At 50.3% G+C, this 14649-nt stretch carries 13 protein-coding genes; 6 read left to right on the top strand and 7 right to left on the bottom strand.

The window, feature by feature from the left end; translation table 11 throughout:
• The first annotated feature begins 6 nt into the window (after nt 1-6).
• Nucleotides 7-2457, top strand: a complete 2451-nt coding sequence (locus EA392_02540) for a T9SS C-terminal target domain-containing protein (GenBank protein TVR41017.1) — start codon at nt 7-9, stop codon at nt 2455-2457.
• Between the two features lies 1 nt (nt 2458).
• On the opposite strand, the gene arsB is transcribed toward EA392_02540, so the two are convergent.
• From arsB to EA392_02510, 6 genes are all read right to left on the bottom strand, one after another.
• Nucleotides 2459-3511: an arsenical-resistance protein gene (gene arsB, locus EA392_02535; GenBank protein TVR41040.1), complete on the bottom strand. Its 1053-nt coding sequence runs from the start codon at nt 3509-3511 to the stop codon at nt 2459-2461.
• Nucleotides 3501-4136 carry a protein-tyrosine-phosphatase gene (locus EA392_02530; GenBank protein TVR41016.1) on the bottom strand — a complete coding sequence of 212 codons (636 nt, stop codon included), beginning with the start codon at nt 4134-4136 and terminating at the stop codon, nt 3501-3503. Before EA392_02530 ends, arsB begins: the two co-directional genes overlap by 11 nt.
• A gap of 68 nt (nt 4137-4204) precedes the next feature.
• Entirely contained in the window at nt 4205-5362 is a 1158-nt protein-coding gene (locus EA392_02525) for an OmpA family protein (GenBank protein ID TVR41015.1), read from the bottom strand.
• A gap of 43 nt (nt 5363-5405) precedes the next feature.
• Nucleotides 5406-6572, bottom strand: a complete 1167-nt coding sequence (locus EA392_02520; protein TVR41014.1) for an OmpA family protein — start codon at nt 6570-6572, stop codon at nt 5406-5408.
• Nucleotides 6569-7603, bottom strand: a complete 1035-nt coding sequence (gene hemE, locus EA392_02515) for a uroporphyrinogen decarboxylase (GenBank protein TVR41013.1) — start codon at nt 7601-7603, stop codon at nt 6569-6571. Before hemE ends, EA392_02520 begins: the two co-directional genes overlap by 4 nt.
• Before the next feature lie 48 nt (nt 7604-7651).
• Nucleotides 7652-9091 carry an ATP-dependent endonuclease gene (locus EA392_02510; GenBank protein ID TVR41012.1) on the bottom strand — a complete coding sequence of 480 codons (1440 nt, stop codon included), beginning with the start codon at nt 9089-9091 and terminating at the stop codon, nt 7652-7654.
• A gap of 115 nt (nt 9092-9206) precedes the next feature.
• Between EA392_02510 and EA392_02505 the strand changes: the two genes are divergently transcribed.
• From EA392_02505 to EA392_02485, 5 genes are read left to right on the top strand one after another with little or no spacing between them, the layout of a single operon-like run.
• Complete coding sequence (locus EA392_02505; GenBank protein TVR41011.1) at nt 9207-9965, top strand: hypothetical protein; 759 nt, start codon at nt 9207-9209, stop codon at nt 9963-9965.
• A gap of 21 nt (nt 9966-9986) precedes the next feature.
• On the top strand, nt 9987-10790 hold the full coding sequence (locus EA392_02500; protein ID TVR41010.1) for a DUF3822 family protein: 804 nt from the start codon (nt 9987-9989) through the stop codon (nt 10788-10790).
• The gene (gene rsmD / locus EA392_02495) at nt 10778-11326 is read left to right on the top strand and encodes a 16S rRNA (guanine(966)-N(2))-methyltransferase RsmD (GenBank protein TVR41009.1); all 549 of its coding nucleotides are present in this window, start codon (nt 10778-10780) and stop codon (nt 11324-11326) included. The genes EA392_02500 and rsmD overlap by 13 nt, the downstream gene beginning before the upstream one ends.
• A complete protein-coding gene (locus tag EA392_02490) occupies nt 11319-11789 on the top strand; it encodes a pantetheine-phosphate adenylyltransferase (GenBank protein TVR41008.1) in 471 nt (156 codons plus the stop codon). Before rsmD ends, EA392_02490 begins: the two co-directional genes overlap by 8 nt.
• Nucleotides 11740-13194 carry a TlpA family protein disulfide reductase gene (locus EA392_02485; protein ID TVR41007.1) on the top strand — a complete coding sequence of 485 codons (1455 nt, stop codon included), beginning with the start codon at nt 11740-11742 and terminating at the stop codon, nt 13192-13194. The genes EA392_02490 and EA392_02485 overlap by 50 nt, the downstream gene beginning before the upstream one ends.
• 3 nt (nt 13195-13197) lie before the next feature.
• On the opposite strand, the gene EA392_02480 is transcribed toward EA392_02485, so the two are convergent.
• On the bottom strand, nt 13198-14487 hold the full coding sequence (locus tag EA392_02480) for an OmpA family protein (GenBank protein ID TVR41006.1): 1290 nt from the start codon (nt 14485-14487) through the stop codon (nt 13198-13200).
• Nucleotides 14488-14649: the final 162 nt, after the last annotated feature.

Here is a 14649-nt window from a genome sequence, read left to right as displayed (position 1 = left end):
TAAGCAATGAAGAACAACAAAGCAACCACCACTCACTTCCTGATTATCAGCATTGCCCTACTGACACCTATGTTCGTCAAGGCCCAGGATTCACACACGTGCAAAGACCACAAGCAGTATGCTCCACTGTGGCGCATGGGCCAGCCCGATGCGCGGTCAGCCGCCAATGCGGGTATCAGCGATAGCATCAACCTGCTAAAGCACACCCTGTTTATTGACCTCACTGATTTTTCAAGTTTTCAGTCTCGCTCGGAGTGCAGCATTGAGTTTGAGGCCCTGGTAGATGGTATTGCTAACCTTCCGTTGGACCTCAAAGGTCAGCAGGTAGATTCGGTGGTGCACAGCAGCGGGCAGCTCAATTTTACGCACGTGGATGAATTGCTCAACATCCAGTTACCGGAACCCATAAACAGCGGTAGTTCCGATATGGTAATCGTTTACTATCGCGGTGGAAACGTGGTGGATCCTTCCGGGTTCGGTGGATTTTACTTTAACAGCAACATTGCCTACAACATCGGCGTGGCTTTTACCGATTGGCCGGCGAGTTACGGCCGGGTTTGGTTTCCGTGCTTCGACAACTTTGTGGAGAAATCCATTTTTGAATTTCAAATTCTCACTCCCTCTAATCGGGCGGCGTATTGCAACGGCTACCTTCAACAAACCGAAACAACCGACGACGGAAACCTACTCTTTCACTGGGTGATGGACTACCCCATTCCGAGTTACCTCGCCTCGGTGGCCGTGGCCGAATACGAGCAGGCAACTTTTGCATTTCCTTCCATCACCGGCGATACCATTCCGGTGCACCTTGTGGGCGGTTCCAACAATGTAAACAGCATGGTGAATGCATTTGAGAATCTGCAAACCGTGTTCGACGGTTTTGAGGAGCGCTTTGGCCATTACCGCTGGCCGCGCATTGGTTACAACTACACTCCCGTAGGAGCCATGGAGCATTCAACCAATATCTCCTTTCCACAATCACTTACAGGGGGCGACCTTGCTCAATCAGTAATGGCCCATGAGCTGGCTCACGAGTGGTTCGGAAACCTTGTTACCTGCAAAACACCGGCAGATATGTGGCTCAACGAAGGCTGGGCGGAGTTCCTCTCCATTTTGGCATACGAAATAATTGAAGGTGAGGAATCGTACATCAGTCGAATTCGAGGAAATCTGCGAAGAATTCTTCAAAGCGCTCATTTTCATGACGGCGGTTTTCTTACGATGAACCAAATTCCACCGGAGCATACCTATGGCGAACACGCTTACTACAAAGGTGCAGCCATGGCTCATTCGCTGCGCGGATATTTGGGCGACTCGCTCTTTTTCGATGCCATGCGCGGCTACCTCGACGAATTTGCGTTTAAGAATGCAAGCAGCGAAGACCTTCGTGATTTCCTGAACAGCCTTCCGGGTATCAACGTCACCAATTTCTTCGACGACTGGATTTTTCAACCCGGGTGGGCGCAGTTCTCGGTGGATGAGATGGAGGTATCAGGAGGTGGAGGACTGTACACGGTAGAAGTTACCATACAACAACGACTGCGAGCCGCCAACAATTTCTACCAGGAGGTACCCATTACACTCAGCCTGATGGACGAGAATTGGAATATTCACGAACAAATGGTGGTTGTAAGCGGAGAAACCACTACCCTCAGCGTTGGTTGTCCATTTGCGCCAATTTACGCCACCCTGAACCGCGACCTGAAACTGAATTACGGTGTTACTGCTTGGGAAGGTGATATTTCCGCTACTGGTATGATTGTGATGAACGATGCCTTTGCAAATCTGTTGGTACAGGAAGCTCCGGGTAACAGTACGCTGCGGGTAGAGCACAACTGGGCAGGTCCGGGCGGATCGGTTGAGAACAACGCTTACATCGTTTCGCCTGACCGATACTGGCGCGTGGGAGGAATCCCAGACCCCGGCTTCGTCACGAACATGCGCATGGATTTTGACGGTCGCAACGGAGCCAACAGTCTTCTTGATGTGGAACTCTTTGCACTTCCCGGAAGTGATTTCGACGAGAATGATATTGTGATGCTCTATCGCTCACAACCTACCGACCCATGGACGCTCTGGGATGACATGACCCTGAACACGCTGGGCTCGGCAACCAATGGGCACGCCCGCATCACCATCAACAGCATTGCAACCGGAGAATACGCTTTTGGCTTACCGAACCCCAATGTAAGCGCAGGTTTCAAAGAGCGCAACACCATCAAGGTGTTTCCCAACCCAACCAACGACCGGCTGGTGATTGACATGGGTGAATGGAATGACAGCGGAAACCTGAGCGCTGTTCTCACCGATATGAACGGCCGTCGGGTATTTCAAAACAACATCACGGGAGGAGAAACTACACTGTGGATTCCTCAGCACATTGCACGGGGCACCTACGTATTGGAAGTTACCGACGGGGATCACGTACTGCACTCATCACAGGTAGTGCTACGCTGATTCATACATTGAGCTCTTGCTCGGAAGGGCGGTAACGATTGGCAAAAGCCACCAGTGACAACATCACCGGAACCTCAACCAGTACGCCCACCACACAAACCAGAGCCGCAGGACTATCCAGACCAAACAGTGCAATGGCAACGGCAACCGCAAGTTCAAAAAAATTACTCGCACCTATTAATGATGCCGGAGCGCATATCGGGTGAGGTAACTTGATAAACCGGCCCGCGTACCACGCCACAAAAAAGATGAAGTAGGTTTGAATGATGAGCGGTACCGCAATAAGCAAAATAATAAGCGGCTTGCTGAGGATATTTACCCCCTGAAAAGCGAAAATAAAGAGCAAGGTGAGCAGCAGGGCTACGATACTCACAGGCTTGAAACGGGGTAGAAACACCGTTCTAAACCATGTTTCACCATGCCTTCCAATGAGAAATCTGCTCGTAAAATAACCCGCTACAAGCGGCACCACCACATACACAACTACGCTGATTACCAATGTTTCGTAAGGAACTGTTACGTCTGTAATACCCAGCAAAAGCCCCACAATGGGAACAAAAGCCACAAGAATAATCAGATCGTTTACCGAAACCTGCATCAGGGTATAGTTGGGGTTTCCATTGGTGAGATAAGACCAAACAAACACCATTGCCGTACAGGGTGCGGCCCCCAGGATAATCGCACCGGCTATGTACTGACCCGCTTCTTCCGGATGAATCCACGCGCTGTATAGGTTGGAGAAGAAAAGCCAGGCAAAAAAGGCCATTGTGAAGGGTTTGATAAGCCAGTTCACAATTACGGTAAGCACAATACCTTTGGGTCGTCGGCCAACATCCCGCAATGTACTGAAGTCCACCTGGAGCATCATGGGGTAAATCATCAACCATATCAGGATGGCAATGGGTATATTTACCTGATATAGCTCCATTCCGCTCAGCACATGCATGGCATCGCCCGACACGTAGCCGAGCAAGGTACCCCCCACAATGCACAGCGCCACCCAAAGCGTGAGGTAGCGCTCAAAAAAATCCATTTTTCTTTTTTCAGGTTTCAGACTCTCCATATGAACTTACTTTGCCGAACAAAGTAAACATTTCTCCCGCTATTTGCTCCGAACATCTGCGGTAGGCCTCTTCCTGCTGAGGAGTATTGTCAGCAACACGCGGATCATTGTAATTGAGCGCGAAACGGTGAAGCGACCCCGGTACCACAGGGCAGTTTTCATCGGCGTCGGAGCAGGTCATCACGGCAATAAAATGCTGTTTCGGATTATGCGGATCATCTACCAGTTTTGAATACAACTGAACAGGCTCCGCATTGCCGGAATACCGAAGTTGCCATAGGTTGAAATTACCTTGGTCTTTTGTAATCCGAAAACCGGCATATACCAGAGCGGCCCGCGCAGCCGTGTGAAAAGTTGTGACTTCCATTCCGCCTGAATAACAAGGTATATTCAGCCCGAAGTACCACGACAAAGCCTGGGCCCAGGCTTGTGCCATCTGACTTCGTCTACTGTTATGGGTGCAAACAAACAGCAAGCTCACATCACCTGAGGAGCGCGCGTGGTGTATCAATTTAGCCAAACCTGTTGTTTTCTCTTCACGTTCAATTGCGAGGGTTGTGGCCTGAATGCGCTGAATGGAATGCTGTAAGTCCGGGTAAAGAGTAGGCTGCGTCACGATACAATGTTATTAAATCATTGCGAAAGTGATACGCATCTAATGTTAAGACGGTGTGAAGAAAATAGTCACCGGCTATATTCCTCGTACTGTTTTTCGAGAATCAGAAATTCCACACGGCGGTTTTGCTGACGGCCCTCTTCTGTTTCGTTCGTTGTAACCGGCTGTGCACTTCCAAAGTAGCGAATCCTCAAACGGTTTTTTGCAATGCCTCTGTCGTGCAGAAATGCGATAACCTGCTCTGAGCGACGACGTGAAAGACCGATGTTGTACTCTTCGGTTCCGATGATATCGGCGTGTCCAACTACTTCAATCTCGTAGTAGGGATTGCGTTTCAGCACGCGAACTACTTCGTTGAGTTGTTCGCGCGATTCGGCCGTGATGATATCTTCGTCAAAATCGAACAACACGCTTTGAAGGCGAACAGTTCGGTAGTTCCTGTCTTCAGGTGGGTCGGCAGCGGCTTCAGCTTCTACGGCTGCTGCCATTTCATATACTGTGTCGTGGCATTCCGTCGGGCCCGATACTGGCACAACCTGCACATCATCAATGAAATAGTAAGCATGATGAACCAGTTTTCCCTTTTTCACATCCACCAATCGGCTTTTAACCAGGAGGTCATCATCCGGACGAAAATTACCAATTGTAATGTATTGCTCACCTCCTGTGGCCAGATAAGGGGCGCTGATGGTAACCCACTCTTTCTGGTAGTACAGCAAGTTGCCGGGTGGATTATTTAACTCGGCCGGGTACTGAATGTCCATATTGCGCGTACGCGAAAAGGGCAATGGCGTGAGGGCGGCACCAATTCCGTCGCTGACATAAGTAGCATTCTGTGCCAGCGCCACTTTCATGCTCACGCAATACCACTCCCCCTTGCGAAGCGGAGAGGTAAGTTGTGCGTGCAGGTACTCGCGGTAGTTTCGGCGCGAGGGTGAAAAGGCCACCACTCCTATATACCCCTCTCCGGCAGCGGGCTCCCGATAACCAAAGACGTTGTTCGGCACACCCATTTCATTTCCGCATGTATGGTAATAGTCAGGGGTGCCCCGGGTGGTTTGTTTCCAGTGATGAAGAATTTCAAGTTCGCTTTGATTGATGCCCACGGGGCAATACACGAATTCGTCGAACTGTGGGTTGGGTACAAAGTTCTGTCCGTGCAACGGAAAAACCACTGCAATGAGGAAAAGCCCGGTAAAGGCAGCTATTGTCGCAAAAAAGGGCACCCTTTCAGAATGCCCCTTTCTACGCTTTATTGCGGTAATGGTTTTATTTGGTGATGGTAAATTCAACCCTCCGGTTTTTGGCGAGCGAGAGCGGTGTGTTCATTTCCGAAACAGGGTCGTTGTTTTCGTGTAATTCGGTAATGAGGCGATTGCGCTCTATACCGGCTTTTTGAAAGTATCGTACCACTTCGAGTGCCCTGTCGTTGCAGAGTGATTTGATCCGTGGGTTTTCTTCTGCCATGGCCGCCTCTTCGTTATCGATATGGGCGTGAATCTTCAACTTCACCAACTTATTCTCGTTCAGAACTTTCACAAGGTTATCGAGGTCCCGCTCAAAGGTTGATGTCACCTCCGGCTTAAACTGATAAAAGTAAATAGTGCTGCTTTCTACTTTTTCGCTAAGTGTTTGACCTTCGACAGATGCAGCCGATTTGCTGTAGATAATTTTAGACTCAGGAATTTTGCCCTCACTACAATCACACTCTCCCGGGTAGTTGATGTGCTTTACTGACACATCATCGATATAGTAGTAGGCATGGTTTTTCTGCATTTCGGTGTAGCCTGAAGGTCGTTTTACCTTTTGGGCTGTGGTTTTATCGTCGGGAGCAAAGTTTCCGATGGTGAGGTATCGCTCAAAGCCCTTGGCGCGAACTATTTTGCAGAAGAGATGCCAGCCGTCCTGCTGATCAATAACTTGATTGGCGTCAGCGGTAATAAAATCATCAAAAAGCAGGCTACCGTCCGTTTTCACATTCATGGCGTGCTTGGTGAAGTGAATCCCCATATTGTTGACAGCATATTTTGACAGTTCCGAAAGACTCACCCTAAACTTAATACAATACATCTGATCTTTCGCCATATCCGTTTTCATGCGGGTCGTGATATACGTTCTGGGCTCTTTGCCGCGGTAGCTGTATGCCACAATTCCCGCGTAGGAGTCACCGCTCGCCGGCTCCTGTTCGCCGTGAATATTGCGGGGCACAGCAATCTGATCACCCTTTACATCCCGCAGAAAAAAATCGGGGATGACTTCGGTGCCGGCACTCCAGTCGGTAACAAGATCAAACTGCCCCGGCTTCTTGGGCTTGCCGGTATAGTTGGCAAAATTCCAGTTGGGAACCATGTTGTTGGGATCCTCCTCAGGGGCGTCTTGAGCCACAAGAACGGGCACCATCAACACTGACAGTAAGGCGAGTAATACTTTTTTCATGATTTGGGGTATTGGTAATTTTTTACAGTTTCGATGAATAATTTCACTTTGCGGGCTTCAGTATCGGGATACACTCCGTGGCCTAAGTTAACAATATGCCTGCGGCTACCAAAGCTTTGCAACATTTCGTGCGTTTTACTGACAATGGTTTCATCTTCGGCATAGAGCGCGCAGGGATCCATATTTCCCTGTAGGGTTTTGGCATCACCCACCTGGGCGCGCGCCCATCGGGGGTCGGTATGCCAGTCGAGACCAACGGTTTCGCAATTCAAATCCTTCATTTCGGAAAGTGCAAACCAGGCACCTTTGGCAAACACCGTTACGGGAACCTCGTTGATTTCGTCGCAAATGCGCGAAATATACTTTAGGCTGTGTGCGCGATACTGATCGGGGGGTAAAATTCCCGCCCAGGAATCAAAAATCTGCACCAATTGTGCACCCGCTTTAATCTGCATTTTCAAGTAACGAATGGTTGCTGTGGTGATCATATTCAACAACTGTTCCGAAAATGATGGATCGGTATAAAGCAACTTGCGCGCTTTGCTGAAAGTCTTTGATCCACTGCCTTCTGTCATGTATGCAAAAATGGTCCAGGGAGCCCCGGCAAAACCAATCAGGGGTACACGTCCGGCGAGTTCGCGGCTTGTAATTTCCAAAGCCCTGCGCACGTATTCGAGAGGTTCTTCAACATCCATGGTTAAACGCTTGAGGTCGGCGGCGTTTTGAACGGTGGAAGGAAACAGCGGTCCGCGTTTCTCAATCATCTCGTAGGGCAAACCCATGGCTTCCGGAATAACGAGGATGTCGGAGAAAATAATAGCCGCATCCACCCCCAATAGATCAACAGGCTGCAGGGTTACCTCGCAACAAAGTTCAGGATTGGTAACAAGCTCTTTAAATCCGGCAACCGACGCCCTTACTTCGCGGTACTCGGGTAAAATACGTCCGGCCTGCCTCATCACCCAAACGGGTGGTCGCTCGCACTGCTCGCCACGGGCAGCGCGCAACAATAAGTCGTTTTGTAAATGCATAGGCGCAAAAATACGGTTTGCCGCAACGCAACAAGTCAGCCGAATGCGCTAGCCGGCATCCGGAATTTCTCCCTGCACCATTTCGGGTGGAAATTGAACCAAAAAAACATATTGTGTGGCGCGGGTTAGTGCTGTGTATAGCCAGCGATAGAACTCCAAATCGGCCGGCTCCTTCATTCGGCCAATATCAATGAACACTACCGGCCATTGACCTCCCTGCGACTTATGGCAGGTAACCGCGTAGGCAAACTTCACCTGCAAGGCATTGAAAAAAGGGTCTTCCTTAAACACCATTTCGTTTCGTTTTTTGGCGCTCGACTCTTCCTGATAGTCTTCGGCCACCGAGTGAAATAGAAGTTTGGCTTTATCGCGGCTCAGTGAGGGTCCTTTTTCGGTGATGGTATCGAGCAGCATTTTCACTAAAAAGGGCGGCACATCGTAATCGAGCATGCGCACTTCTGCATCCGCAAAGCGAAAATCGTAGCGCTCGGCGTATTGCTTCACCTTTTGAATTTCAAGAATGTCGCCGTTGGCAATAAAGGCCGCGGCCGGCAATTCCTTCACCCAGAAATAGTTGTTTTTTACCACCATCATCAGCTCACCGGCTTCCAGCTCGTTGTCGAGCCACCGCACCCGCCTTCTGATTAACTGGTTGTACTCGTTGGCCATCCAGTTGGAGCGGGTAATCACCAAGGTGTCCTCAACCCCAAAATGCTGATAGGCCCACTCCAGTTTTTCGGGCAAATCCCGCCCGGTGACATATTCCACGTCGGGAAATTGAATGTTGAGTTTGAGCTCACCTGCATTTCCGTTGATGAGATGCCTCACCTGTGTGGCATTGGCCAGTATCCCTGAATCGGCCTCCTGACGGATTACCTCCGTGAGGGTGTGTTCGGCAATAATCAGATTGTAGTGATCACGCATGAGCTCCAGGTTTAGCGCCGGGCTTTTCTCCAAGCCCACAGGGGGCAACTGGGCTTCGTCGCCAATCAACAGCACGCGGCAGTTCTCACCCCGAAAAACAAAAGTGAGCAGGTCTTCGAGCAGGTGCGAAGTGCCCAACCCGTCGTCGGTTATTTGCCTGCCCGCAATCATGGATGCCTCATCTACCACGAACACCACGTCTTTTCGGTTGTTGGGAGCCAAGCCAAAACGCACCGAGCCGTCGGCTCCCATGCTGCGCCTATAAATGGTTTTGTGAATGGTGTAGGCGGGTTGTCCTGCGTAATGCCCCAGCACCTTGGCCGCCCTCCCGGTTGGAGCCATCAGCACCGCTTTTTGCTTGATTTCAGGAAGTAAACTGAGCAATGCCCTTACCATGGTGGTTTTTCCAGTACCGGCATAGCCCTTCATGAGAAACGCGCAACGGGGCTTTTCGCTGAGCAGAAAGCGAATTAGTTTTCGGCTTAACTCGCGCTGGCCCTGAGTGGGGGTATGTCCGAGTCCGTTTTGCAGAACCTGCTGCCAATGTTGCCATTTGTCTTTCATGCGCGCTCAAAAGTACGCAGGTTTCAAAAGTGTTACCAATCGTGGAACGGTGCGGCTCTGAATGAAAAAAATGGTAGATTTGCCCGACACAATTGCCAATGTATTGTAGCAAGTTATGGAAGATCTGAAAGATAAATTTGCCCGATTCTTTTTTCCGGGAGCGTTGACCATCATCGGTTTGCTGATTCTCATTACCGGTGCTCAGCAGAATGCAATGTTTAAAACCGGCGGGGCCGTGATTGCTCTGGTTGGAATTATCTCGATTCTGCATATCGCCGGCATCATCAACAAAATGGTAGCGGTAGTCGTTACAATCATTACCATCGGTGGCTCGGCAGGAATGGCCTACATGAATTATTACTCTATTGATTCTGAACTGCGCTACCTCAACAAGAAAGACAAAATTGCTTCTCATGTGATTCAGCGATTGAAGGATATCCGAACAGCCCAGGTCGCTTTTCACGATGCAAACCAGCGATATACCTCACATTGGGACACATTGGAGAATTTCATCCTCACCGGAAAAATCCCCATGCTAAAAGCTTTTGGTGAAGTTCCTGACACCCTCACCGAAGGGGAAGCTTTGGAATTGGGTCTGATTGTCCGCGATACGGTGTACGAATCGGTGCTGGAGCGCGAGTTTCTGTCAGAATCTGCCCGCAAGCGCCGCAACTATCCGTTTAAGGTTGACTCATTGCGTTATGTTCCATTCAGCGATGGCGTTGAGTTTTACATGAACGCGGGTACCATTCTGGATGCATCCGGCAGACGCCAAACTGTGCTGCTTGTTGAAGATCCAAAACCATTTGCAGAACCGGCTCTTCGCTTTGGCGATATGGAAAAGGCTACCCTTTCGGGTAACTGGACTGAATAGCACCATCTCCAAACCACGGTTATCGCCGGGATTTCACATAACGATTGCCATTTGTCTTTGCAACTGGGCAACGGGCGTTTGTCTGTGGCACTGCAAGACCGGCTCAACTTCCATCACCGAAAGGTGGACCTCGACCTTTCTGCGCAAAGTACCGAGGAACTGAACCAACAACTGCACACCATTCGCGAATGGGGCAGTGCTTACTCTGTTTCGTGCAGCATTACCGAACCCGGAAACACCTTGGTGCCGGAAGCCATATACCACGAAGAGAACCTCGCGCACTACCACCACTTTCACCTGGACGCTCCCCGGAATGCAAATATTGCGTCTGACAAGCTAATCATGCTGCCAGCGTACAATGTGTATGCGCTTCCGGACGGATGTGAGCTTGTAACCAGGGTATTTCCCACTTGCCACATCCTGCACGAATCGACGGTAGAGCTTGAGTTGGCCTTGCGGCTTGCACGGCAAGCCAATCAAAACGGTGCATGGCTGTTTTTTGGCAACGGGTTTTTCAGATTGATACTTATTCAGGACGGACAATTGCAACTGGCCAATACCTTCCGTTTTGCATCCGAAATGGATGTGGCCTACTACGTGCTCTACGTGTTTGACCAAATGCACATTGACCCGAAACAGTTTCGCACCTTCGCCACCGGCAACATTGACCCTGCAGGCGCCATTCTAACCCTGCTACGGGAGTACATTGGCGCGGTTTCGCTGCTCAGCAACAGCACCCTCGCTGATACGACATGGAAAGGGAAGAATGAGCAGCAGGCGCTTTCCGGTTTCACCCTTTTACACCAGGTGCTTTGCGCATCATAGGCGGCAGACTCAAGGGGCGCCGGCTCAACCCACCGCGCGTTTCGGGTGTGCGCCCCACCACTGACTTTGCTCGCGAAAGCCTGTTTAACCTCATCGAAAACAGGGTGGATATCAGCACATGCCACTGCCTCGATTTGTTTTCGGGTACGGGCGCCATCAGCTTTGAACTTGCATCCCGAGGAGCTCCCTCGGTGGTCTCCGTTGATATGAACCCGCGCGTGCTGGGGTTTTTGCGCGAGCAATCCGTTCAGCTTCAATTACCCATTCGAACTGTAAGAGCCGACGTTTTCAGATGGCTCAAAAAACCACAGGAAAAGTTTGACCTGATTTTTGCAGACCCACCCTACCAGGTAAAGCATCACGAAGATATTCCTAACTTCGTGGTAAGTGGTGACCTTTTGAAACCCGGCGGCTGGCTGGTGGTAGAACATCCGGCAGCTATGGATTTCAGTAAGCACCCCTGGTTTGAATCTCATCGCGCATGCGGAGCGGTTCACTTTAGTTTTTTTCAACATCCAACTTTACAGCATGGCTAACATAGCAGTATTTCCGGGGTCCTTCGACCCCATCACCAAAGGGCACGAAAACATTGTGAAGCGGGCGCTGCCTCTTTTCGACAAAATCATCATTGCCGTGGGAGTGAATTCCCAGAAAAAATATCTTTTTCCGCTTGATCAGCGACTTACATGGATCAAGAACACCTTTAATTTTGAGCAGAAAGTAACGGTAGAAACCTACGAAGGCCTTACCGTGCGATTCTGCCTGGAGAAAGATGCGCGCTACATTATACGCGGGCTCCGCAATGCCGGTGACTTTCAGTTTGAAAAGGGCATCGCTCAAATGAACCGCGAGATGGTGAGCGGCATTGAAACGATTTTTTTGATGTCAACACCCGAACTTTCCGCAATAAACAGCACCATTGTGCGTGACATAATCCGAAACGGGGGTGATGTCAGCAAGTTTATTCCGAATGCGATTGAAATCAATGGAGATTTTTAGGCGAGGGCTTATCCTGCTGCTGTTTTTCAGCGCTTTACCCCTTTTTGCCAGTCAGGTGCACATACGCGGCGAGGCACCCGATTACGTCAACACACAGGTGCTGTTCTATGCAACTGAAGACGGATTGAGTCAGTTACAACGCGTAATTCACGTGGCAGAGTCTGATGCACAAGGCCGTTTTGAAGCAACTTTTCCGTGGGATGAAACCGGAGAAATCGATATCTATATCCGGCACATACGGGGCACCATGATTGTGCAACCCAATCGCCGCTACGAAGTGTTTTTTCCGCCTCTGCACAAAGAACAAGTGCGCTCTTTTGGCGGCAATACCCATGTGGATCTTGTGTTTCTCAATCTGCCGGACAATGACCCCAACGCATTAATCAGCCAGTTGCACGTAGCGGTAGATTCATTTCTGGTGGCCAATGTTGCCCTTGTGGGCTCACGTGCGTTTAAGCCGAAATTCGAGTCATTTGAAACATCGATGCAGCAGCGATTTAATCATGTGGATGCTTACACTGCTACCGAATTACATTACATCCTGGCTTCCACAGCCTTTCAAACGCAGGTGTACACACGTCGCGATTTGTTCGACAAATACCTGAAATCTTCTTCGTTTGAGCCGCACCCCATGTTTTTCGCTTTTTTGGGCAGTTTTTTCCAAAAGTATTTTGCGCGCTTCGGGGCGAATCATGGCCCGGACTTGATTCCCAAAGCGCTGGCTTCCCGGGACCCCGGGCCGGCATTGCTGGAACTCATTCAAAAAGATGAATTTCTGGAGCGCGATGTACTTCGGGAAATGGTGGCTGTTCAAGCGTTGATTGAAGCCTACTACCTGCAGGCTGACGGCCGAAATGTATTGCGCGTTCTTGAGCACCTTGGCGAAAATGCCTCTACCGAATATCTTCAAAAAGCCTCCCACAATGTAATTACAGCACTTACCCGGGCCTCAAAAGGTTTTCCGGCACCAGAGCTGAAGTTTTACGATCAGCACAACGAGCAAGTGTCGCTCGAAGATTTCAGGGGAAAATACGTCTATCTTGAATTTTTTGCCACGTGGTGTTCGGACTGCCCCAAGGATCAGAGTTTACTGCCGGCATTGATTGCAGAGTACAGCGAAGTGGTTGAGGTGGTGAGCGTGGTGGTGGATTCGCCCCGTGAGGCATTTCAACGGCATCTCTCCAAGTACCCGCAGCTCAAATGGCCAGTTTTGTTTGACGACACCGGCTTTGAAAGTCGCGACCGCTTTGGTTTGCGTGCTCTTCCCGCCTACTTTCTTATAGACCCCGAAGGGAATTTTTACAGATCACCTGCCAAATCTCCTTCCGCCGGTATCGCCGAAGACCTCTACCCTATATTGCAGCGCGCCAAAGAAAGCCGGCGCATTGGCGTGGGCAGCAAATAAATTTCACTGGTTTGCCTCAATCACAAAGGCCACCCTGCGATTGAGGCTTCTGCCCTCTTCAGTGCGATTGTCGGCCACGGGCCGGGTACTGCCGAAACCCCGTGCACTCATTCGCTCTTCGTCAACACCCATCTCAATCAGGTGCTTGCGAACGGTGTAGGCCCTGTCTTCCGACAGCTTTAGGTTGGCAGCGTCGTTGCCCACGTTATCGGTATGACCTTCTATGGCAATGCGCATGTGGGGTTGTTCCTCAAGAATGAGCGCAAGTAGTTCCAGCGCGTAATCGGAGCCTGGCTGCAGTGTGGATTCACCGGTGTTGAAAAGCAGGTTGTCCATGCGCACCACATCACCCACATTGAGCGTGAGCGGAGGTTTGGGGATGGCGCAATCACAACTTCCGTCGGCCAGGACCGGAGCCACACAGAGATTGTCGAGGTAGTAGCGGAGGGTAAAAAGCCCTTCGCCCGGAGACGTGGTCGGAATCACCTCACCCTGACTTCGTGCCTGCTCCATCACCTGCTTCCGAAAGTCTGACCACGCGTCGTGCTGCTTTCCACGTTTCCGTTTCTTTTTAGCCTTGGCGCTGAAATCAGGAGGAGGGATATCCGTCTTGGAATTGGCGGGTTCAGGCCCCATAAATGCCTCAAAAACATCGTCTTTTGCTTGTTCGGAAAAGGCCAGGCTTCGCCAATAACCTATGGTAAAATACTGCTCATCACCACGGGCCAGGTACTCTGTTTCGAGGGGCAGCCACGAAAAGCGATCTACAGTATCGGGAATCAACCAGTAGGTATCGGGCTTGCCACCGGGGTAAAAAGGCTCTTCCACATCAAAAGGGTATGAAGTAAACAAGATGCCGATTTTGTCGTGCAGTTCATGGTTGAATGCTTTTATCGACATAAGGCGAGCCATGACCTTGAGGCAATAGCTTTGTCCGGCCACGAGCGGTTGGGCCAATTTGGTCTGCATAAACTCATTTTCCTGGTGGTTGTACATGCAGAGCCCATTGTAGAAGTTGCCCTCGTAGGCCGAGCCGTCTTGACGGCCATCCATGTAGTAGTGGTAATACGCCCCGTGGGGCTGCCGCCATTGATACTCGTGATCAAGAAAGGGTCGCTCAAAATCCCCGTTGAGTAACAGGTTTTGAGACTGCACTGCGCCACCCGCCAGTACAGCACACAACAACATTAGCTTTTGCAGCAAAACACGCATGGTGCGAAGATAGGGGTTGCAGGTGAAGCACGAAGTATAGGGAGATGGTGCCTCATCTATCCTAAAAAAAATCTTGCCCATCCCAACTTTTTTACAGATATTGTGCTCAGAACCAATAAACCAACCGCCATGACCCACGCAACACACACACACACACACATGTAATTACACCCTCGCCGGACTTCTTGCATCACTCCTGATGATGATTACAACGAACATACTCACAGCCCAGCAACTTCATGT

It is taken from the genome of Cryomorphaceae bacterium (assembly GCA_007695365.1).
Lineage (GTDB): Bacteria > Bacteroidota > Bacteroidia > Flavobacteriales_D > SKUL01 > SKUL01.
Note: the sequence above shows the minus strand (reverse complement) of the source record. Positions and strands in the feature narration are given on the sequence as shown.

Excerpts from the sequence above, each read along its gene's own strand:
- EA392_02540 (TVR41017.1), top strand. The coding sequence starts at position 7 with ATGAAGAACAACAAAGCAACCACCACTCACTTCCTGATTATCAGCATT.
- EA392_02520 (TVR41014.1), bottom strand. The coding sequence starts at position 6,572 with ATGAAAAAAGTATTACTCGCCTTACTGTCAGTGTTGATGGTGCCCGTT.
- hemE (TVR41013.1), bottom strand. The coding sequence starts at position 7,603 with ATGCATTTACAAAACGACTTATTGTTGCGCGCTGCCCGTGGCGAGCAG.
- EA392_02510 (TVR41012.1), bottom strand. The coding sequence starts at position 9,091 with ATGAAAGACAAATGGCAACATTGGCAGCAGGTTCTGCAAAACGGACTC.
- EA392_02505 (TVR41011.1), top strand. The coding sequence starts at position 9,207 with ATGGAAGATCTGAAAGATAAATTTGCCCGATTCTTTTTTCCGGGAGCG.
- EA392_02490 (TVR41008.1), top strand. The coding sequence starts at position 11,319 with ATGGCTAACATAGCAGTATTTCCGGGGTCCTTCGACCCCATCACCAAA.
- EA392_02485 (TVR41007.1), top strand. The coding sequence starts at position 11,740 with ATGTCAGCAAGTTTATTCCGAATGCGATTGAAATCAATGGAGATTTTT.
- EA392_02480 (TVR41006.1), bottom strand. The coding sequence starts at position 14,487 with ATGGGCAAGATTTTTTTTAGGATAGATGAGGCACCATCTCCCTATACT.